This is a genomic window from Streptomyces sp. PA03-6a (assembly GCF_033792765.1).
Taxonomy (GTDB): domain Bacteria; phylum Actinomycetota; class Actinomycetes; order Streptomycetales; family Streptomycetaceae; genus Actinacidiphila.
The window spans coordinates 1-22,415 of sequence record NZ_JARAVK010000050.1 but is presented as its reverse complement, the minus strand read 5'-3'; the positions used below and the strand labels follow the sequence as shown (position 1 = coordinate 22,415).

The 22,415-nt window shown below is 70.2% G+C and carries 7 protein-coding genes and 1 pseudogene; 5 read left to right on the top strand and 3 right to left on the bottom strand.

Annotated elements, in window-relative coordinates; genetic code table 11:
* Nucleotides 1-235: 235 nt before the first annotated feature.
* Nucleotides 236-1,074 (bottom strand): annotated as a pseudogene (locus PV350_RS14835) (SDR family NAD(P)-dependent oxidoreductase).
* Nucleotides 1,075-1,186: 112 nt separating this feature from the next.
* Here PV350_RS14835 and PV350_RS14830 point away from each other — a divergent pair.
* Both PV350_RS14830 and PV350_RS14825 read left to right on the top strand, forming a co-directional pair.
* On the top strand, nt 1,187-2,020 hold the full coding sequence (locus PV350_RS14830; protein ID WP_500334210.1) for a helix-turn-helix domain-containing protein: 834 nt from the start codon (nt 1,187-1,189) through the stop codon (nt 2,018-2,020).
* Nucleotides 2,021-2,399: 379 nt separating this feature from the next.
* Nucleotides 2,400-2,843 (top strand): VOC family protein, encoded by a 444-nt coding sequence (locus PV350_RS14825; protein WP_500334208.1) that lies wholly within the window; start codon nt 2,400-2,402, stop codon nt 2,841-2,843.
* Between the two features lie 143 nt (nt 2,844-2,986).
* On the opposite strand, the gene PV350_RS14820 is transcribed toward PV350_RS14825, so the two are convergent.
* Nucleotides 2,987-3,184: a hypothetical protein gene (locus PV350_RS14820; protein WP_499516406.1), complete on the bottom strand. Its 198-nt coding sequence runs from the start codon at nt 3,182-3,184 to the stop codon at nt 2,987-2,989.
* A gap of 1,059 nt (nt 3,185-4,243) precedes the next feature.
* On the opposite strand from PV350_RS14820, the gene PV350_RS14815 reads away from it, so the two are divergent.
* Nucleotides 4,244-5,287, top strand: a complete 1,044-nt coding sequence (locus tag PV350_RS14815; RefSeq protein WP_500334206.1) for a HEAT repeat domain-containing protein — start codon at nt 4,244-4,246, stop codon at nt 5,285-5,287.
* A gap of 361 nt (nt 5,288-5,648) precedes the next feature.
* Here the strand turns inward: PV350_RS14815 and PV350_RS14810 are convergent, their stop codons facing one another.
* Entirely contained in the window at nt 5,649-6,452 is an 804-nt protein-coding gene (locus PV350_RS14810) for a DUF6193 family natural product biosynthesis protein (RefSeq protein WP_500334205.1), read from the bottom strand.
* Between the two features lie 443 nt (nt 6,453-6,895).
* Here PV350_RS14810 and PV350_RS14805 point away from each other — a divergent pair, with 443 nt between their 5' ends.
* Both PV350_RS14805 and PV350_RS14800 read left to right on the top strand, forming a co-directional pair.
* A complete protein-coding gene (locus PV350_RS14805) occupies nt 6,896-7,108 on the top strand; it encodes an MbtH family protein (RefSeq protein WP_499516402.1) in 213 nt (70 codons plus the stop codon).
* A gap of 442 nt (nt 7,109-7,550) precedes the next feature.
* A partial coding sequence (locus tag PV350_RS14800; protein ID WP_500334203.1) for an amino acid adenylation domain-containing protein occupies nt 7,551-22,415 on the top strand: 14,865 nt, incomplete at its 3' end.

Sequence of the window (22,415 nt, the reverse complement as noted above, 5' to 3'; positions counted from 1 at the left end):
GCCGAAACAGCACGAGTTCGCCTAATTCCAGGCTGCGATGGCGAGGCGGCGTCCGGCCCAGCGGATGCCCTTTCATTCGTAGGATCAGCTGGACCCAGGGGTTCTGGGTACGGCTGTCAGCGGACCGCCACAAGACGGCTGGAACCGATCCGATGCCCCGGCGACCGGTACCCAGGGTGGAGTCCAGGCTCCCCACCGCACGGGTTGGGAGCCTGGAGACGCATGACGTGAGCGGTCACCTCCCCGCCGGGTTGCCCTGGGCGAGGCGGGAGATGTGGTCCCACTCCTCCAGCCCCGCGAGCCGGCCGGCGAATTCCGTGCGCGGCGCGTCGAGGCCGCCTGCGCCGAACAGCACCCGCAGCGGCGGCTTCAGGGCATCGGCCACCGCCAGCAGCGCCGCCGAGGTCGCGGCCCGATCACCCGGGACGAAACCGCTCGCACTCGCACCGGCGCACAAAGCCTCCCGGGCGTGGGTGTAGGCCGGGTTCGGCTGCGACTGCGGGGAGGCTGCGGCCAGGCCGGTGGGGAACATGATCGGCTCGATCAAAGTGACGTGGATGCCGTACACCTCGACCTCGGTGGCCAGGGACTGGCTCATGGCTTCCAGGGCCCACTTGGAGGCCTGGTAGATGCCCAGCGCCGGGTAGGCGACCAGCCCGCCGATCGAGGAGACCTGCAGGATCCGGCCGGAGCGGCGCTCGCGCATCCCGGGCAGCACGGCCCGGGTGGCCCACAGCGCACCGAAGTAGTTGACGTCCATCTGCGCCCGGGTCTGCTCGGCGCTGACCTCCTCGACGCGCCGTGGAGCATGTGCCCGGCGTTGTTGACCAGAATGTCGATGCCGCCGAACTGCTGTTCGACGGTGTGGACCGCTGCGTCGACGGCAGCCCGGTCGGTCACGTCGAGTTCCAGCGGCAGCAGCCGGCTGCCGTGGCGGTCGGCGAGCGGCTTGAATACCGCTGCGTCGCGGGCGGTGGCCGCGACCTGGTCGCCGTGCTCGAGGACCGCCTCGGCCCAGAGCGCGCCGAGCCCTCGGGAGGCGCCGGTGATGAACCATGTGCGGGCAGTAGCCATGCGATTTCTCCGTACGTGAGTCCGTGCAACCCAGCGTCGGCGGTCCGGCGCGCGGTAGGCAGAGTGAGGTTGTCCCTGGCTACCGCGTCGCCGGGAGCACAGACTTTTCGGCATGGACACCCAGCAGCTCGCCCAGTTCCTCCGCATCCGGCGCAAGGCACTCAGCCCTGCCGACGTCGGCCTGGCCGCGGCCGGGCGGCGGCGTACGCCGGGGCTGCGCCGGGAGGAGGTGGCCGGGCTCGCCGGCATCTCGACCGACTACTACACCCGCCTCGAACAGGAGCGGGCCACGGCGACGCCCTCGGAGTCGGTGCTGCGCGCGCTGACCCGCGCGCTGCGGCTGAGCCTGGACGAACGCGACCACCTCTACCGGCTCGCCGGGCTGAACGTGCCGGACCGCCGGCGCGGCGACCGGCACGTCGCCCCGGCCCTGCTGGCCGTCCTCGACCGGCTCCACGACGTGCCCGCCCAGGTGATGACCGACCTCGGTGACACGCTGGCCCAGGACCACCTCGCCCGCGCCGTGTTCGGTGACCTCACCGGCCGCAGCGGCCCCGAGGCGAGCATCATCCACCGCTGGTTCACCGACCCGGGCACGCGCTGCGGCTACCCGGTCGAGGACCACGCCAACGAGTCGCGGGCCCTGGTCGCCGACCTGCGGGCCGCCGTCGGCCGCCGCGACGACGACCCCGCCCGCACCCTGGTCGACCGGCTGCGCAGCGACAGCCCCGAGTTCGCCGCGTTGTGGGATCTCCATGGCGTCGCCGTGATGCGGTACCGACGCAAACGGATCCTGCACCCCGAGGTCGGCCTGCTCGATCTGGACTGCCAGTCCCTGATCGACGAGGACCGCACCCAGGTCCTCGCCCTGTTCTCGCCGGTCGCCCGTACCGCGACCGCCGAGCGGCTCACCCTGCTCGGCCTCACCAGCAGGCCCCACCCGTGAACCCGCACCCCAAGGCCACGACATCAAGCCCGCGGCCGGGCATCTCGGCTTGTCCGCCGACCCGCAGGGCGACCATGAACAGCACGGCCATGATGTAGCTGCGCGTGCAGTCGTGGTTTTCGTGGCCACCGAACAAGAACGCGCCGAACTGCGCCCCAGGCCGCTCATAGCTAGCTGCCCGACATCCCCGGGGTGTCACAGAACCACAGCCGCTCTGGTCGGCTACTGCGGAGCGGGCGGCCGCCCGGGGCAGAGCCCGCCGGCCTCGTGCACTGCACAAGTCTGCCGCACGCGGCTGAGGTGACGGCCTCGTGGCCACCCCGCTCCGTCGTGGTCCTCACCCCGGGACCACCCCACTTCGACGAAGGGTGACCCGACGATGACGGTACCTCCCGGTGACCTGCCCGTGCCCGAGCACGGTCTGCTCCTCACGCACTTCCTGACCGTGCGGGACGTCACGGTCTCGCGCCGCTTCTACGCCGACGTCTTCGGTGGCCAGGTCGTGATGGAGGAGAACCCGGCGATCGTCAAGATCGCCAACAGCTGGCTCATCATGAACCCAGGCGGTGGACCCACCCCCGACAAGCCGGACGTGACTCTGGAAGCGCCCCACACCGGCGACCGTGTATCCGGTTTCCTGAACGTGCGCGTCGCCGACCTCGCCGCCTTCCATGCGCACGCCGTCGCCCAGGGCGCCCGCTTCCTGACCGAACCGGTGGACCGAGGCTCGGAGCTGCGCTGCTACCTGCGGGACCCCGACGGCTACCTCATCGAGGTGGGCCAGTCCACCGGCCTGCTCCGGGGAATCCTGGCCCAGCAATAGCGCAGCAGCACACCAAGGGGGGCCACCACCAACGGACCTGGCACGTCGGCCACTTCGACGGGCCTGTGTACGGCACGCGGACGGCCACCTTGGACGAGCCCGAACTCGAGCTGGTGGCACCCACTCCGGACCTCACACGGGTGTCACCGGTCGTACTGGTCGGTGTACTGCGGCCCGTCCGTCTCGGCCTTGCATCCCTCGGCGCCCGCGGGCATGCCGTGGGAGAGCACGAGAGCGTAGGACTGAGGGACGAAGTCGCAGCCCTTGCCCGACCACTGGGACGCCAGGAAGGTCCAGCCGACGGCAGCGGCGGCGAGTGTGTACTTGGTCTTGGCGTTCATACGAGATCGCGCCTCGGTTACGTAGGGTAATCGGGACCCGACTAGGGGTTATGCGTAAGTATGAACGGATTGCACCCATACGCGCACCCCGACCTCAGGGGCAGGTGCACCCCAGGAAAGCCACCGTACGGGGGCCGTGAAAGCCGTCGCCGCAGGTCAGCCCGCGCGGCGGCACCCATTGAGGACGCCACTGGGGATGCGGGCGTGCAGGTGTCCGCAGCTTTCGAACTCGTGGACGATGAAGGGCCGCGCCAGCCGGCACCGGGCGGTGGACGGCCGCAGGGCCGCCCGGTGGGAGCGGCACCGCTTGCCACCGTGCTACCGGCAGGCGGCCAGGACGTGCCGGGCGTGGGACTCGTCCGTCGTCACGACGCGGTCACGGTCAAGGGCCTCGTGGTGATCCGGCGGGTCAGCGTGCAAGCGGGCGGTTGGCACGTCATGGCCGCCGACACACCGTGGCAGGGGGGATCGCCTCACCGGAATACATGACGCCCGATACCGGCCGGCCGCGTCGGGCACCGGGTCACCGGGCCGCCTGCTGAGCCGCCTGGTACGCATCCCACAACGGCTGCACCACCGTGCACTGACGCGCGGCCCCGTCCCGGCACGTCGGGCACGAGGTGGCGTGGTCCAGCCACGCCCGGTACGCCGCCTGAACCGCCTGGTTCACCTGCGCCACACGCGCCCGAACCACAGCACCGGGCCCCGAGCCGGTCTCCAACCAGCGCTCGGCGAACCCGGACTCCCCCATGACCAAAAGCTCCTCAACCCCGCCGGATCCCACATCCGGCCTGCCCCGACAGCCGACCCCAATGTATCCACACGCCGCACAACACACCCTGAACCGCCACATCATCAAGACAACTCCCCCAACTCGCACACACAACTGCCCCGCCGTGCAGCAACCGGTACGGAAACACGGACCCCCTGCACCCCTGAGCAAGCCCGGCTGCCGGTACCCAGGACAGGACGGCACCGGTTCTCCGAGGAACCGGCCAGGCGGAAACCCAGCGCGGTGCTGTGCGGGTGCGGTGACCGGAGCGTACGCTGACCCCCGCCATGCGGGCGCTGGACCGGCGGGAACAGGTCCCCGGTCCACGCCTCACCTCAGGGCAGGAGGCCCAGGTGACACCAGCCGAACTGTTCCGGTACGCCGACGGCACACTGGATGGTGATCCTTGGCCGCTCGTAAGGGAATTGGCCGTGAGCGGTGATCGCTCGGCGGCAGCGTCCGTACAGGCCGCGCTGGAAAGCTACGCGCGCGAGCGTAATTGGTACGGCCGGGACCTGATGGCACATGCCTTGGCCGGTCTCTCCGGGGCCGAAGCGTTCCCGCTGCTCCTGCGGGTCTTCGCCGGCGCGCTGCGCAGCGAGGACGACGATGACGGGGAACAACTGGGCATGGCGTTGAGCGCTGTCATGCGAGCCGATCGGACCGAGTGCCGGGCCGTCATACTCCCGGCGCTCGCCGGTGATGATCCCGACTTGCGCAGAGCCGCGCTATGGGCACTCCGCGACGTGTGGGAGACGCCCGACATGGGGGTACTGCGCGACGCGCTGGCCGACCCCGATGCGACGATCCGGCGAACCGCCCTCAACTCCCTGCCGAGCGTGCACAACAACCCACAGGCATACGCGCTTGTGATCACGGCCTTGCAGGATCCGGACCCCTGGGTCCGGCATGATGCCGTGCTCCTGCTGGCCTGGACCGCCCCCTCGGCGGCCGTCGACCACCTGGTTCCGCTTGCCTCCGATCCCGCCTGGTACGTCCGTTCGGTGCTGGGCGAGGCGGTCGGCCGCAGGGCCGCGAACTCCGATCGCGCCCCGGCCGCGGCTGCCGCCCTGCGTGAACTGCTCGCCGACTCCGAACCGTCCGTGCGGGCCGGGGCGGCCCGCGGCCTCGGCATGCTGGGCGTGTCGCTCGATGCCCTGCGGTCCAGGACGGACGACCCAGACTGGTGGGTACGCGCCGCAGTCGCAGGTGTCCTCGCCGCCAGTCTGCGGCACTGGCCGCCCGCACGTCCGCTACTGGCCCAACTGACCGACGACACGAATCCGACCGTGCGGGAAACAGCGACAGAAGCACTCCGCGCCTTCGAATGACACCCGCCGGAACTCGAGCGCGTGAGAGCTGGTAACACGATCACGTGGTGCAGCGCAGGTCGGCCGTAACCCCGTAAACGCCTCGACGCGCTGCTCGGCGACAAGGCGTACGACAGCGAAGTGGTCCGCCGGAGCTCAGGCGCCGATGCATCCTGCCGGTGATCCCCCGACGTGGCCACCCGGACATTCACGGCCTGGGCCGGATCCGCTACGTCGTCGAGCAGACCTTCGCTCTGCTGAACCAGTTCAAGCGCCTCGCCGTCCGCTGGGAAGGCCGCATCGACCTCCACGATGCCCTCGTCTCCCTGGGCTGCACGATCATCTGCTGGAGACGCCTCAAGAACCCATGCCCGTCGTCGTGTCATGATCCCAAAGCTTGCGGGACAGCATCGTCGGGCAGGCCGTCCAGGATCATCGCGACCGTTGTCGCCGCACCGTCCACCTCCTGAACCCGACCGTCGGCGAAGGTCACCTCGAATCGGCCGTTGCCGAGCGGTCTGGTCCGTGGCAGGTCGTGACAGATGGGCGGCGCGGCCCGGCGGCTGAAGGTCAGCCAGAACATGGAGCGTCCTGGCGACAGGACCCGCAGTCGCGGCTGTTCGAAGGCGGCTTCGATGAGGTCCTGCCAGTCAGCGTCCTGCCTGCGCACGGCGGACTCGCGCATCATCTGCCACCGAGCCGGCACGGCCTCACCGCGCTCGTGGGCTTCGGCCAGCTCCCAGGTCCTCAGGAAGGCCCACTGCGCGACGAGCTCGCGCACCCTGGCCCCCTGAATCCAGGTGCTCACTGCACCGGCCACCTCGGCCAGGTCCTGCGTGCTGCCCGAGGCCATGTGGATTTCGTGGGCCCAGCAGTCGACCAAGAACGTGCGCTCGCCGCTGGCCATCAGGACATTCGCCGAGCGATCGTCGGCTTCCATCGTCGCGGCGACGTGGCGCCAGCCCGGTGAGGACGTCAGCTCGACCGTAAGCGCACGGCCCTCACGATCGACCGTCGTCTGGAGAGCGTTCTGCAGCGAACCCGCCACCACCACCTCGGGATAGAGCGTGGCGTACTTGTGCAGGGGGTGGGTGGCATCCGTTGACGCCACATCCGGAAGCGGCGCGTACTCATGAAACGGATTGGCGACTCTGGCCGGTGTCACACCTGGAAGCTGCTCGGACATACGGCCGAGTCTGCCACCGCAGCCCCCGGATCTGAGGCCATCGACAGGATCGTGCAACGAGCTCTAAGGGTGCTGTCCGATGGAGTTTCGGGGTCGAGGGTCAGGGTCTGCCGGACGGCGAACCCGCGGCGCCGGAGAGCGTCGTGCCCTTCGCGATGCCGACCACGAAGGCCCGGCACCCGTACACGCCCCGGCGTCGCCGCCGCCGCCGGCCTGAACCCCCGCAGTCCGCGCCGGAACTCGCCGGTCCCCGATCCGGTGCAGCAGCTCAGTCAGGGCCTGCCGCACCCAGACGACAATGCGGATCCACTGTCACCTGCAACCGCAAGATCATCCCAGTGCTGGCCAGCGGTAACTCCATGTTTGCTTGCGATCGCTACATTCCGCTGAGTAAAGTTCGGTAAAGCACGGGTAATTTGAACGAGCATCAGGAAGCACCAGACATGACGAACCCGTTCGAGGACCAGGAAGCCACTTACCTGGTGCTGGTCAATGCGGAGAAGCAGCACTCGCTTTGGCCGACCTTTGTCGAAGTCCCCGAGGGCTGGGATATCGCATTCGGCGAGGCTTCACGACAGGACTGCCTGGACTACGTCGAGCGCTCTTGGACCGACATGCGGCCCAAGAGCCTGGTCGACGCCATGGGCGGCAACTGAACGCCCCGGGATGTGCGGTCCGTTGAATCGCAGCGGACCGCACTCGGGGCCGAGCAGCCCCGGGCAGGGACCGTCGCACGCGCTTCACGTCTTCGCCGCCCTCCGAGCTCCGAGGCGGCTCCCCGGTCCGCCGCCCGGGACTGAACGCAGACCACAGGTGCCCCATGCGGGCGCCGAACTGTTCACCCAGGACGGATTCACGGCAGGCGGAGACTCGTTCTTCTGATATCAGCGAGAACTCATCACATCTTCGCAGACGGTTGTTAAAGCTTCGCTGGTCGCCACCCGGGTGGGTCCAGCATGACACGGCGCTCGCGGCCGGACCTCCGAGAGCCGAAACAGGATCCGCCGGCCACTTCTGTCGCTGACGGATGCCGACTCCGCGCAGCACGGAATTTCGCGCCGATTTCTCGCTGGATATCAAGTACACGGGGTATGCAAAATGCCTAACCATGCCAAAAACGCCCTGACCGCGGCTCAAAAAGGCATCTGGTACGCCCAGGCACTGGATCCGGAGAGCCCGGCCCAGAACATGGTGGAGTACCTGGACATCGCCGGCCCTCTGCAGCTCGGCTTGCTGGAGAAGGCGTTCGGCCAGGCGCTGGCCGAGGCCGAGCTGTCGCATCGGTGGTTCGGGCAGGGCGACGATGGGCCGTGGCAGGTGGCCGAACCGCTGCCTGCCTACCGGTTGCCCGTGATCGACGTGCGGGACGAGTCCGAGCCGGTGGCGGCCGCTGAGGCATGGATGCGTGCCGACGCCGCCCGCCCCGCCGATCTCGAACACGGCGGAATCATCACCTTCACCGCGCTCCTGGTGGGCGAGGACAGGACCGTGGTGTATCTGCGGGCCCATCACATCGCGGTGGACGCCGTCGGGTACGGGGTGTGGCTGAACCGGGCGACGGAGATCTACACCGCCCTGGAGGAGGGGCAGGACTGCCCGTTCACGCCGTTCGCGACCCTCGAGGAGATCGTGGCCGACGATGAGTCGTACCGCGGGAGCGCGCAGTTCGCGCAGGACCGGGCGTACTGGGCGGAGCGGATGGGGGACGCGCCCGAGGTCGTGACCCTGGCCTCGCGGACGGCGTCGGCGTCTCGTGATTCCCACCGCCGGACCGCCGTGGTTTCGGCTGAGGTCGCCCAGTCGCTTCGACAGGTGGCCCGCGCGTCGGGCGTCGCTCTGCCCGCCCTGCTGATCGGAGCCGCCGGGCTGTACGTGCACCGGGTGGCGCAGGTGCAGGACGTCGTGCTGGGACTGACCGTCACGGCACGCAGAGGATCGCGTGTGCAGGGGGCGGTGGCGAGCATGGCCCAGGTGCTGCCGCTGCGTATGCGCATCACGGCGGGCATGACCGTGCGTGACCTGGCCAGGGAGGCGTCCGCGCGGAGCCGGGGGGTCCTGCAGCACCAGCGTTACCGGTACGAGGATCTGTATCGCGACCTGAAACTCGCCCGTACGGGCGGTCACCTGTCCGGCCCTGGTATCAACTTCCTTCCCGATGACCGGACGATGCCCCGGTTCGGGCGATGCGAGACCACCGCGCGCACCTACCTGGCGAACGGTGCGGTGGACGACCTGACGATCCTCATCTACGAGCGGGACGCGGGTCTGCGGTTGGACTTCCTGGCCAACCCCACGCTCTACACCGAAGAAGAGAACGCCGCCCACCAGGCGCGTTTCCTGCATCTGCTCGCGGCCCTGGCCGGCCTGGAGCCCGACGCGCCGATCGCCCGGCTGGATCTGGCCACCCCCGTCGAACACCAGCGCATGCTCGTGGAGTGGAACGACACCACCCGGGACGTTCCCCTCGCGACGCTTGCCGAGCTGTTCCAGTCCCAGGTCGCGCGCACGCCGGACGCGACCGCGGTGGTGTTCGGGGACACCCGGTTGACGTACGCGGAGCTGAACGCCCGGGCGAACCGTCTGGCGCGGCTGCTGGTCACCAGGGGTGTGGGGCCGGAGTGCCGGGTGGCCGTGCTGATGGACCGCTCGGTCGACCTGGTGGTCGCCCTGCTGGCGGTGGTGAAGGCGGGGGCGGCGTACGTGCCGGTCGACCCCGCCTACCCCGCCGACCGGATCGGCTACATGCTGCGGGACGCCCGACCCGGCCTCGTGCTCACCAGCGAGGTGGCGCAGGAGGGACTGCCGGATGAGGTGCCTCCGCTGGTGGTCGATGCTCCGGGTACCGTCGCGGTGCTGGGGGACCTGGGTGACACCGACCTGGTCGACGCCGAGCGGTGCGGGGTGCTGCGGTCCGCGCATCCGGCGTACGTGATCTACACCTCCGGTTCCACCGGCCGGCCCAAGGGCGTGGCGGTGCCGCACGCGGGACTGGTGAACCAGTTGGTGTGCCTGCGCGAGGCAAGCGGCACGAGGGCCGGTGACGTCGTTCTGGCACGTACGTCCGTGAGCTTCGACGCGGCCGGATGTGAGGTGTGGCTGCCGCTGGTCAGCGGCGCCGCGATGTCCCTGGTGTCCACCGAGGAGGCCAGGGATCCGCAACGGCTGATGGCTCACATCGTGGGCCACGGCGTCACAGTGGCGCAGCTGGTTCCCTCGATCCTGGACACACTCCCGCTGGAGGACGCGGGTCGTCTCCGGCTCGTCCTCGCTGGTGGCGAGGCGCTTCCCGCTCCTTTGGCGGCGCGGGTCGCCAGGGCATGGGGCGTTTCGCTGATCAATCTGTACGGGCCGACCGAGACGACCATCCAGGTCACGCATGGACGATGGAGTGCGGCAGACCGCGAGCACTCCACCGTGCCCATCGGCCGCCCGGTGTGGAACACCCAGGCGTACGTGCTCGACGGTGCGCTGCGACCGGTGCCGCCGGGTGTCGCAGGCGAGCTGTACATCGCCGGGGTGCAGCTGGCGCGGGGATACCTGGACCGTCCCGCCCTGACCGCGCAGCGGTTCGTGGCCAGCCCGTTCGCGTCGGGTGAGCGGATGTACCGCACCGGTGACCTGGCGCGATGGGGCGCCGACGGTCAGCTGGAGTATCTGGGCCGGGCGGATGACCAGGTGAAGATCCGTGGTTTCCGGATCGAGCCGGGTGAGGTCGAGGCCGCGCTGACGGCACATCCGTCCGTGGACCGGGCGGCGGTGGTCGTGCGTGAGGACCAGCCCGGCGACAAACGCCTGGTCGGATACGTCGTCCCGGCGAGCGGTCCGGACGGTATGGACATCGCGGACGTCCGTGCCGGCCTGTCAGCCGTGCTGCCCGGCTACATGATGCCGGCGGCGATCGTCGAACTGGACGCGCTCCCGCTCACGGTGAACGGCAAGCTGGACCGCAAGGCACTGCCGGCTCCGACTCACGACGCGGATGCCGGCGGCCGACGTCCTGTGACGGCACAGGAGGAGATCCTGTGCGCGCTGGTCGCCGAGGTGCTCAACCTGCCCTCCGTCGGGGTGGACCACAACTTCTTCGAGGTGGGCGGGCACTCCCTGCTCGCGACCCGTCTGGTCAGCCGCATCCGGTCGGTGTTCGGCGTGGAGATCCCGATCCGGACCCTGTTCGAGGCACCCACACTCCGTGAACTGGCGGGCCGGCTGACCACCTCCGGCGCGTCCCGGCCCCCGTTGACGCCCGCGCGGCGACCGGAGCTGGTGCCGCTGTCGTTCGCCCAGCAACGCCTGTGGTTCCTCAGCGAACTGGAAGGCCCCTCGGCCACCTACAACATCCCCATGGCGCTGCGGCTGACCGGCATGCTGGACACCGACGCCCTCCGCGCCGCGCTGCACGACGTCGTGGGCCGGCACGAGGTGCTGCGCACGATCGTCACCACCGTGGACGGCCGGCCCTACCAGCGGGTCCTTCCGTCCGAGGAGGCATGCGTCGTCCTGCCGGTCGTACCGGTGACGGAAGGCGCTCTGCAGTCGTGGGTGACCGAGGCCGCGGGGCACCGGTTCGACTTGGCCACCGACATCCCCGTCCGCGCGTCGCTGGCCGAGGTGGGGCCGGACGAGCACGTGGTGGTCCTGGTGGTGCACCACATCGCGGGTGACGGCTGGTCGCTGGGCCCGCTGGCGCGTGACCTGTCGGCCGCCTACGCCGCCCGAGCCACCGGTGAACTCCCCGCCTGGAGCGCGTTGCCGGTGCGGTACGCCGACTACGGCATGTGGCAGCGGGAGCTGCTGGGTGACGCGACCGACGCCGGCAGCCTGCTGTCGGAGCAGCTCGCCTACTGGCGCCGCACGCTGGACGGGGCGCCCGAGGAACTGGCGCTGCCCACCGACCGGCCCCGGCCACCGGTGGCCACCCACCGCGGCGGCACCGTCGACCTCCACATCGACGCCGAAGTACACCAGGCGCTGGTCGAGCTGGCCCGCGCACACGGCGTCACCGTGTTCATGGTGACGCAGGCGGCACTGGCCGTCCTCCTGCACCGCCTCGGCGCCGGGGACGACATCCCCATCGGCACCCCCATCGCCGGACGCACCGACGAGGCGGTGGAGGACCTCGTCGGATTCTTCGTCAACACCCTCGTCCTGCGATCCGATGTGTCCGGCGATCCGACGTTCCTGGACATGCTGAGCCAGGCGCGTGAGACGGCTCTGGGCGCGTACGCGCATCAGGACGTGCCGTTCGAACGCCTGGTGGAGGAGCTCACGCCGACCCGGTCGATGGCCCGCCACCCCCTGTTCCAGGTCATGCTCACCCTGCAGAACAACACGACACCGGATCTTGAGCTGCCCGGCCTGAACGTCGAGATTCTGCCCACCGGCGACGTGCCGGCCAAGTTCGACCTCGACGTCCAGCTCAGTGAGCACGTCACCGACGGAGGCGAGCCCGCGGGCCTGCACGGCGTGATCACCTATGCCGTCGACCTGTTCGACCACCACACCGCGGCCGGGATCGGCGAACGTCTGGTCCGGGTCCTGGAAACGGTGACCGCCGATCCGTCGGTCCTCGTGAGCCGGATCGACATCCTCAGCGCGGCCGAACACCACCGCATCCTGGAGCAGTGGAACGACACCGGCCGGGAGGTGCCGCCGGCCACGGTGGAGGGGTTGTTCGAGACGCAGGTCGTACGCACCCCGCACGCCACCGCCGTGGCGTTCGAGGGCGTCGAAGTGTCCTACGCGGAACTCAACGCCCGCGCCAACCGGCTCGCCCGACTGCTGGTCGGGAACGGGGCACAGCCCGAACAACTGGTCGCTCTCGCGCTGCCCCGCTCCGTCGACCTCATCGTCGCCATCCTGGCCGTACTCAAGGCAGGGGCTGCCTATCTCCCGATCGATCCCGGTCACCCGGTCGATCGCATCGCCTACGTGATGACCGACGCCCGGCCCGCGCTGGTGGTGACCACCCGTGCGGTGGCGCCGGTACTGCCCGAGGGTACGGAGCGGCTGGTCGTGGACGCCCCCGAAACCGTCGAGGCGATCTCACGTCTTGAGGACGGGGACCTGACCGCCGCCGGCCGCGGCGCGGCGCCGCTGCCCGCCCACCCCGCGTACGTGATCTACACCTCGGGCTCCACGGGCCGGCCAAAGGGCACGGTGGTCTCCCACCACGCGCTCGGCAACTTCGTCGCCGCCATGCGCGAGCACCTGACGCTGGACGCCGACGACGCCCTCGTCGCAGTGACGACGGTGGCGTTCGACATCCACACACTGGAGGTGTACGTGCCCCTGGTGTCGGGCGCCCGCGTGGTGCTCGCCGACCGGGACACCACCCGGGACCCGCGGGCGCTGGCGGAACTCATCCGCCAGTCGGCGGCCACGGTCCTGCAGGCGACGCCCGCGGTATGGCAGACCCTGGCCGTGGAGGCCCCGGACGCGATCAGCGGACTGCGGGCACTGGTCGGCGGTGAGGCACTCCCCCCGGCGCTCGCCCAGCAGTTGACGGCGACCACGACGTCGGTGACCAACCTGTACGGCCCCACCGAAACCACCGTCTGGTCGACGCTGGCGCCCCTGCATCCCGGACACCACGGCCGCATACCGATCGGACAGCCCATCTGGAACACCCGGGTATTCGTCCTGGACGCCGCGCTTCGGCCGGTACCGAGCGGCGTGCCCGGGGAGCTGTACATCTCCGGATCCGGCCTGGCCCGGGGATACCTCGCCCGGCCCGGCCTGACCGCGGAGCGCTTCGTCGCCAACCCCTACGGCGAACCGGGTGAGCGGATGTACCGGACCGGGGACCTGGTTCGCTGGACTGCCGACGGGCAGCTGGAGTATCTGGGCCGTACCGACCACCAGGTCAAGATCCGCGGCTTCCGCATCGAAATCGGCGAGGTCGAAGCCGCCCTGGCCTCCCACCCCGCCGTCACCCAGGCCGCCGTCATCGTCCGCGAGGACCAGCCCGGCGACAAGCGCCTGGTCGGATACGTCGTCCGGGCGAGCTCTCCGGACGGTGTCGACATCGCGGACGTCCGCACCGGCCTGTCAGCCGTGCTGCCGGACTACATGCTTCCGGCGGCCATCGTCGAACTGGACGCGCTCCCGCTCACGGTCAACCGCAAGCTGGACCGCAAGGCCCTGCCCGCCCCCGATTACACCGCCGGGGTCACCGGCCGAGGTCCGGCGAACGCCCAGGAAGAACTCCTGTGCGCCGTCTTCGCCGAAGTGCTCGACCTGCCGTCGGTCGGCGTCGACGACAACTTCTTCGACCTCGGCGGCCACTCCCTGCTCGCGACCCGCCTGACCAGCCGCATCCGGTCGGTATTCCGCGTGGAGATCCCGATCCGGGCGCTGTTCGAGACCCCCACCCCGGCCGCCCTCGCCGACCAGCTGACCACCTCCAACGCCTCCCGGCCCCCGCTGGCACCGGCGCAGCGCCCGGAACTGGTGCCACTGTCCTTCGCCCAGCAGCGTCTGTGGTTCCTGGGCGAGCTGGAGGGCCCGTCGGCCACCTACAACATCCCGATGGCGCTGCGGCTGACCGGCGCCCTGGACACCGACGCCCTCCACGCCGCGCTGCGCGACGTCGTGCGCCGGCACGAAGTGCTGCGCACGGTGATCACCACCGTCGACGGCCAGCCCTACCAACGAACCGTGGATGCCGACACGATCGGTGACCTGCTCACCACCGTCGACGCCGAAGGGATCGCGGAGGCCGAGCTGACCCGCCTGGTCACCGAAACGGCGGAACACCGATTCGACCTGGCAGGCGAGATCCCGCTGCGCGCCCGCCTGTTCCGGACCGGCCCCGATCACCATGTGCTGGTCGTGGTGATGCACCACATCGCCGGAGACGGCTGGTCGCTGGGCCCGCTGGCCCACGACGTATCGACCGCCTACACCGCCCGCGCCAACGTTGACGTCCCCACACGGGGGCCGTTGCCCGTGCAGTACGCCGACTACAGCCTGTGGCAGCGTCAGTTGCTGGGCGACGCGTCCGATTCCGCCAGCCTGCTGTCGGAACAGTTGGTCTACTGGCGCCACGCGCTGGACGGGGCGCCCGAGGAACTGGCGCTGCCCACCGACCGGCCCCGGCCACCAGTGGCCACCCACCGCGGCGGCACCGTCGACCTGCACATCGACGCCGAAGTGCACCAGGAGCTCGTCGAGTTGGCCCGCGCACAGGGCGTGACGGTGTTCATGGTGATGCAGGCCGCACTGACCGTCCTGCTCAACCGCCTGGGCGCCGGTGAGGACATCCCCATCGGCACCCCCATCGCCGGACGCACCGACGAAGCACTCGACGACCTCGTCGGATTCTTCGTCAACACCCTCGTCCTGCGCTCCGACCTGTCAGGGAACCCCGACTTCACGCAACTCCTCGAGCGCACTCGTGAGCACGCACTCAACGCCTACGCGCACCAGGACGTACCCTTCGAGCGCCTCGTGGAAGAGCTCACACCGACCCGGTCGATGGCCCGCCACCCCCTGTTCCAGGTGATGCTCACCCTGCAGAACAACGCGCAGGCCAAGCTCGACCTGCCCGGCTTGACCGTCGCGGCCCTGCCCACCGGCAACGGCCCCGCCAAGTTCGACCTGGACCTCCAGCTCAACGAACACCTCACCGACAGCGGAACCCCGGCGGGCCTGCACGGCGTGATCACCTACGCCACCGACCTGTTCGACCACCACACCGCGGCCGGCATCGCTGAACGATTCGTCCGAGTCCTGGAAGCGGTCACGGCACAGCCGTCCGTCCTCGTGAGCCGGATCGACATCCTCAGTCCGGCCGAACACCACCGCGTCCTGGAGGAGTGGAACGACACCACCCGGCAGGTGCCGCAGACCACGGTCACGGAGCTGTTCGAGACCCAGGTCACGCGTACTCCCTCGGCGCCGGCCGTGGTGTTCGAAGGCGTCGAAGTGTCCTACGCGGAACTCAACGCCCGCGCCAACCGTCTCGCCCGACTTCTCATCGACCGCGGCGTACGGCCTGAAGACATCGTCGCTCTCGCGCTCCCTCGGTCCGTCGACCTCATCGTCGCCATCCTGGCCGTACACAAGGCAGGGGCTGCCTACCTCCCGATCGATCCGGGTCACCCGGTCGATCGCATCACCTATGTGCTGTCTGAGGCACGGCCCACGGTCCTCATCGCCGACGATGCGACGTGGGAGAGTCTGCGGGGCGTCGACGCGGCTCGTTTGTCACTCCACGACCCCCTGTTGCGGCAGGACCTGTCGGGCCGCGCCGCGCATGATCTGTCGGACGTGGAACGGCGCAGCCCGCTGCTGCTCGACCACCGCGCGTACGTCGTCTACACCTCGGGCTCCACGGGGCGCCCCAAGGGCGTGGTGGTCACGCATCGCTCGCTCGCCAACAACATCGCCGCCGTCGCGTCGGAATACGGGATCGACGAGCGTTCGCGGGTGCTGGGGGCGACGGCGTTCAGCTTCGACGTGTCGGTGCAGGACCTTTTCATGACCCTGACCTCCGGTGCGGCTTTCGTGCTCGCTGCCGATGAGGATCGGGTCGACCTCGATCGCCTGCAGGGTCTGATGCGTGCGCAGAGCGTGTCGGTGGCGCATGTGACACCGGGGGTGGCGCGGCCGCTGGACCCCGCACGGTTGCCGGAGCTGCGGTTGCTCGTGGTGGGGGGTGAGGCGCCGGACGCGGGGCTGGTCGACCGGTGGACCACTGCAGATCGTGCGTTCTACAACAGCTACGGGCCGACGGAGACGACCATTGGGGCCACGCTCATGCGGTGTGCCGCGCCGTCGTCGGGCCGCATTCCCCCGATCGGCCGTCCGATAGCGAACACCCGCGCCTTTGTGCTGGATCGGTCGTTGCGGCCGGTGCCGCCTGGGGTGGCCGGGGAGTTGTACCTGGCCGGCGTCCAGCTGGCGCGGGGATACCTGGACCGGCCGGGCCTGACCGCCGAGCGATTCGTCGCCAACCCCTACGGCGGGCCGGGCGAGCGGATGTACCGGACCGGTGACCTGGTCCGGTGGAACGCCGAGGGCCGACTCGAGTTCCTGGGCCGTACCGACGACCAGGTCAAGATCCGCGGCTTCCGCATCGAACTCGGGGAGATCGAGACCGCCCTGCTCACCCACCCGTCCGTCGCCCAGGCGGCGGTGGTGGTGCGGGAGGACCAGCCCGGCGACAAGCGCCTGGTCGGGTACGTCGTCCCGGCGAGCGCTACGGACGGTGTGGACATCGCGGACCTCCGCACCGGCCTGTCCGCCGTGCTGCCGGACTACATGCTGCCGGCGGCGATCGTCGAACTGGACGCGCTCCCGCTCACGGTGAACCGCAAACTGGACCGCAAGGCGTTGCCCGCCCCCGACTACACCGCCACGAGCCCGGGCCGGGAACCACGGACCCTCCAGGAACAGCTCCTCAGCCAGGCGTTCGCCGACGTCCTCGGTCTCCCTTATGTCGGGGTGGACGACAACTTCTTCGACCTCGGCGGCCACTCGCTCCTGGCGACGCGCCTGGTCAGCCGCATCCGCACCACCCTCGGGGCCGAAGTCCCGGTTCGGGCCCTGTTCGAGACCCCCACCGTCGCCGGGCTCGCCCTCCGTCTCGCCAAGACCGGCTCCGACGCCGCGCGCCTGCCGCTGACGGTCCGGCCGAGGCCTGGGACGGTGCCGCTGTCGTACGCCCAGCAGCGCCTGTGGTTCCTGGAACAGCTGGAAGGACCGTCCGCGCTCTACAACATCCCCATCGCGCTCCGCCTCACCGGCGACCTCGCCCCCGATGTCCTGCGAACCGCTCTCAACGACGTCGTCACCCGCCACGAAGTCCTCCGCACCGTCTTCGGACATGTCGACGGCACACCCGAGCAGCGGGTCCTCGCCCAGCAGACGATCGACCTGCCGCTCTTCCCGGAGGAGATGACGGAGGGCGAGTTGGCGCAGGCGGTGGCGGAGGAAGCACGTCGCCCCTTCGACCTCACCGCTGAACTGCCTCTGCGAGCACGGCTGTTCACTGTCGCACCGCAGGAACACGTCCTGGTCCTGGTGCTGCACCACATCGCCGGCGACGGCTGGTCCCTCGCACCACTCGCCCGCGACATCTCCACTGCCTACACCGCCCGCGCCGACGGCCAAGCGCCGGCCTGGGAACCGCTCCCGGTCCAGTACACGGACTACACCCTCTGGCAGCGCGATCTCCTGGGCGAGGACCACGACGCGGCGAGCATCCTCAGCCACCAGCTGGACTACTGGCGCGAGGCCCTCGCCGGCCTGCCGGAGGAACTCACCCTGCCCACCGACCGGCCCCGGCCACCGGTGGCCGGCCACCGCGGCGGCACCGTCGGCGTGCGCATCGAGGACGAACTCCACCAGCGGATCAACGACCTGGCGCGCGCCGAGGGCGTCACCGTGTTCATGGTGCTCCAGGCCGCCCTCGCGGCGCTGCTCTTCCGCCTCGGCGCGGGTACCGACATCCCCATCGGGACCTCGCTGGCGGGGCGCACGGACGAAAGCCTGGACGAGCTGGTCGGGTTCTTCGTGAACACCCTGGTCATCCGCACCGACGTCTCGGGCGAACCGTCCTTCCGCGAACTGATGCACCGCGTACGCGAACGGGGTCTGGACGCCTTCGCCCACCAGGACGTGCCGTTCGAACGACTGGTGGAAGACCTGGCCCCCGCCAGGTCCATGGCCCGCCACCCCCTGTTCCAGGTCATGCTCGCCCTGCAGAACGCCGCTCCCGCGAGTCTCGATCTGCCCGGCGTCGAAACCCACCTCCTGGACACGGGCGATCAGCCCGCGAAGTTCGACCTCGACTTCCAGGTCCGTGAGACGCACGCCGGCAGCCTGATCGGGTCCATCACCTACGCCGCCGACCTGTTCGACCACGCCACGGTGGAATCGATGGCCACGCGGTTCGTCCGGGTCCTCGACACCGTGACCGCCGACCCGGCACGGCCCGTCACGGACATCGAGCTGCTCAGCCCGGACGAGCGGCACCGCGTGCTGACGGAGTGGAACGACACCGCCCACGAGGTGCCGGTGGCGACGCTTCCTGACCTCTTCCAGGCACAGGTCGCACGCACCCCCGACGCCACCGCCGTGGTCTTCGAGGACGTCCGGTTGTCCTACGCCGACCTGAACGCACGTGCCAACCGGCTCGCCCGTCTCATGGCCGGACGCGGCGCCGGTCCCGAGACCCTCGTCGCGGTGCACCTGGAACGCTCGGTCGATCTCGTCGTCACCCTGCTGGCCGTCCTCAAAACAGGCGCCGCCTACCTCCCCGTCGACCCCGACCACCCCGCCGACCGCATCACCCGTCTCCTGGACGACGCCGGACCCGTCCTTCTGCTCACCACCCATGCCCTGAAGCCGGCGAACGGCGCACAGGTCCCCTGCCTCGTCCTTGACGACCCGGAGCTGACCACCACCCTGAGCCGTCTGTCCGCGATCGACCTCGAGAACGGCGACCGCACCTGCGGCCTGCTCGTCGATCACCCGGCGTACGTCATCTACACCTCAGGCTCCACCGGACGTCCCAAGGGCGTCACGATCACCCACGGGGGCCTGGTCAACCGGCTGGCGTGGATGCAGGACGCCTACCGGCTGACGTCGGACGACCGGGTGGTGCAGAAGACGCCGTTCGGGTTCGACGTGTCGGTGTGGGAGTTCTTCTGGCCGCTCATCGAAGGTGCGACGCTGGTGGCGGCCCGTCCGGGCGGTCACCGTGACCCGGGGTACCTGGCCGGGCTGGTCCAGCGCGAGCAGGTCACCGTCGCCCACTTCGTCCCGTCGATGCTGCAGGTGTTCGTCGCCGAGCCCACCGCCCGGGATTGCTCATCCCTGCGGGCCGTGGTCTGCAGCGGCGAGGCGTTGCCGGCCTCGTTGCGCGACCAGTTCCACGCGGTGCTGCCGATCCCGCTGCACAACCTGTACGGCCCGACCGAGGCTGCCATCGACGTCACCGCCTTCACCTGCGCGCCGGGGGCCGACGCCGCCGGCGGGGTACCCATCGGACGCCCGATCTGGAACACCCGGGTGTTCGTCCTGGACGCCGCGCTGCGGCCGGTTCCGGCCGGGGTGGCGGGCGAGCTCTACCTCGCCGGCGTGCAGCTGGCCCGGGGCTATCTGGACCGGCCGGGCCTGACCGCCGAGCGGTTCGTCGCCAACCCCTACGGCGGGCCGGGCGAGCGGATGTACCGCACGGGTGACCTGGCCCGGTGGAACACCGACGGGCAACTGGAGTACCTGGGGCGTACGGACGACCAGGTCAAGATCCGCGGCTTCCGCATCGAACTCGGCGAGATCGAGGCCGCCCTGCTCACCCACGCGTCCGTCACGCAGACGGCCGTGGTGGTGCGGGAGGACCGGCCGGGTGACAAGCGCCTGGCCGGGTACGTGGTGGCAGCCGGTGACACGGACGTCGCGGAGATCCGCGCTCACTCGGCTCGGGTGTTGCCCGAGTACATGGTCCCGGCCGTGATCGTGGTGCTCGACGAACTGCCGTTGACGGTCAACGGCAAGCTCGACCGGAGGGCGCTGCCGACTCCGGATTACGGTGCGGGGGTCACCGGGCGTGGGCCGTCGACGGTGCAGGAGGAGATCCTGTGTGCGCTGTTCGCCGAGGTGCTCGGCCTGCCCTCCGTCGGTGTCGATGACGACTTCTTCGAGCTGGGCGGGCACTCCCTGCTGGCGGTGACGCTGGTGGAGCGGGCCCGGGCGGCGTGCGTCGCGGTGGATGTGCGGACGCTGTTCACCAGCCCGACCGTGGCCGGTCTGGCGGCACTGGAGGGCGCTCCGAAGGTGGTGCTGCCGGACAACGGCATCCCCGCAGGTGCCACGACGATCACGCCGGAGATGGTGACGCTGGCCGATCTCACGGCGGAGGAGATCGACGCAATCACCGCGGAGGTGCCCGGCGGTGCGGCCAACATCGCCGACATCTACCCGCTGGCCCCGCTCCAGGAGGGCATCCTCTTCCACCACCTGCTGGAGGGCGATGACGGCAGCGACCTGTACACGCTGCCGTACGTCCTCGGCTTCGACTCCCGGCAGCGGGTGGACGCCGTCCTCGCCGCCGTGCAGCAGGTGGTGGACCGGCACGACATCCTGCGGACGGCCTTCCTGTGGGAAGGGCTCCGGGAGCCCGTCCAGGTCGTCCTGCGCACCGCCCCCGTCTCGGTCCGGACCCTCCAACTGGAGGGCGCGGATGTCGTGGGCGGCCTGCTGGCCACGCGCACCGCGCCGATGGACGTCCGGCGCGCCCCCCTGCTGCAGGCCTGCGTCGCGCAGGAGGCTGACGACGGGCGGTGGTACGTCCTGCTCGAAGTGCATCACCTGGTGCAGGACCGTACGTCCCTCGCCCTGGTCTTCAAGGAGATCCGCGCGATCTCCGGCAGCGGGGACACGCTGCCGGCGCCGCTGCCGTTCCGCGAGTTCGTCGCGCGGGCACGGCTCATGATCTCGGCGCAGGAGCACGAGCGGTTCTTCGCGGAACTCCTGGGGGACGTGAGCGAGCCGACCGCGCCGTACGGGCTGCTGGACGTGCACGGCGACGGCCGCGGCGTGTCCGAGGTGCGCATGCCACTCGACGCGGATGTGGCGCGGCGATTGAGGGAGCAGGCGCGAGGCCTGGGTGTCAGCCCGGCGACGCTGTTCCACGTCGCCTGGGCGCGCGTCGTGGCGGCAACCTCCGGCCGTGACGACGTGGTGTTCGGCACCGTGCTGTTCGGCCGGATGAACGCCGGAGCCGGCGCGGACCAGGTGCCCGGTCTGTTCGTCAACACGCTGCCGGCCCGCCTCGACGTCGGCTCCGTGAGCGTGCGCGACGCTGTGCACGCCCTGCGGCGGCAGCTCGCGGACCTGCTGGTGCACGAGCACGCGCCGCTCATCCTGGCTCAGCGGGTCAGCGCTCTTCCCGCTCGGACGCCGCTGTTCACCTCGCTGTTCAACTACCGGCACGCCGAGGACACCGCCGCACCGACCCCCGAAGGCGTCGAACTGCTGCACGGGCACGAGCGCACCAACTACCCGCTGGAATTCGCCGTCAACGACCAGGACCCCCTGTTCACCTTCACCGTCCAGTCGGTGGCGCCGGTCGATCCGCGATCGGTGGGCGCCTTCATGCACACCGCGGTCGGGGATCTCGTCACGGCGCTCGAGGAGGATCCCGGGCGGCCGTTGCGTGCGATCCACGTTCTGGACGAGAAGGAGCGCCGACTGCTGGTCGAGTGGAACGACACGGCCCGCGATGTCGCTCCCGCGACGCTTCCCGAGCTGTTCCAATCGCAGGCAGCCCGGACCCCGGACGCCACCGCCGTGGCGTCCGAGGACGCCGAACTGTCTTACGCGGAGCTGAACGCGCGGGCCAACCGGCTGGCACGTCTGCTGGTGTCCCGTGGTGCGGGCCCGGAGCAGCGGGTGGCGGTGATGATGGACCGCTCGCCGGAACTCGTCGTCACGCTGCTCGCCGTGCTCAAGGCCGGTGCGGCGTACGTACCGGTCGACCCGGAGTACCCGGCGGAACGAGTGGCCTATGTGCTGCGTGACGCCACACCGGCGCTGGTGGTGACCACCCGCCAGTTCGAGGGTGCCCTGCCCGAGGACGTGGCACGCGTGGTGCTGGACGACCCCGCGGCCGTGACCGAGTTGCAGAGCCAGGGGGACACCGACCGCGACCAGGTGCCGCTGCCCGCCCACCCGGCGTACGTCATCTACACCTCCGGCTCCACCGGACGGCCCAAGGGCGTTGCGGTCCCCCACGCGGGTGTCGTGAACCGGCTCGCGTGGATGCAGGACACCTACCGGCTGACAGCGGACGACCGGGTGGTGCAGAAGACACCGTTCGGATTCGACGTGTCCGTATGGGAGTTCTTCTGGCCCCTCCTCGAAGGCGCCACCCTCGTCATGGCCCGCCCCGGCGGACACCGCGACCCCGACTACCTCGCCGACCTCATCCGCCGCGAACACGTGACCATCGCCCAC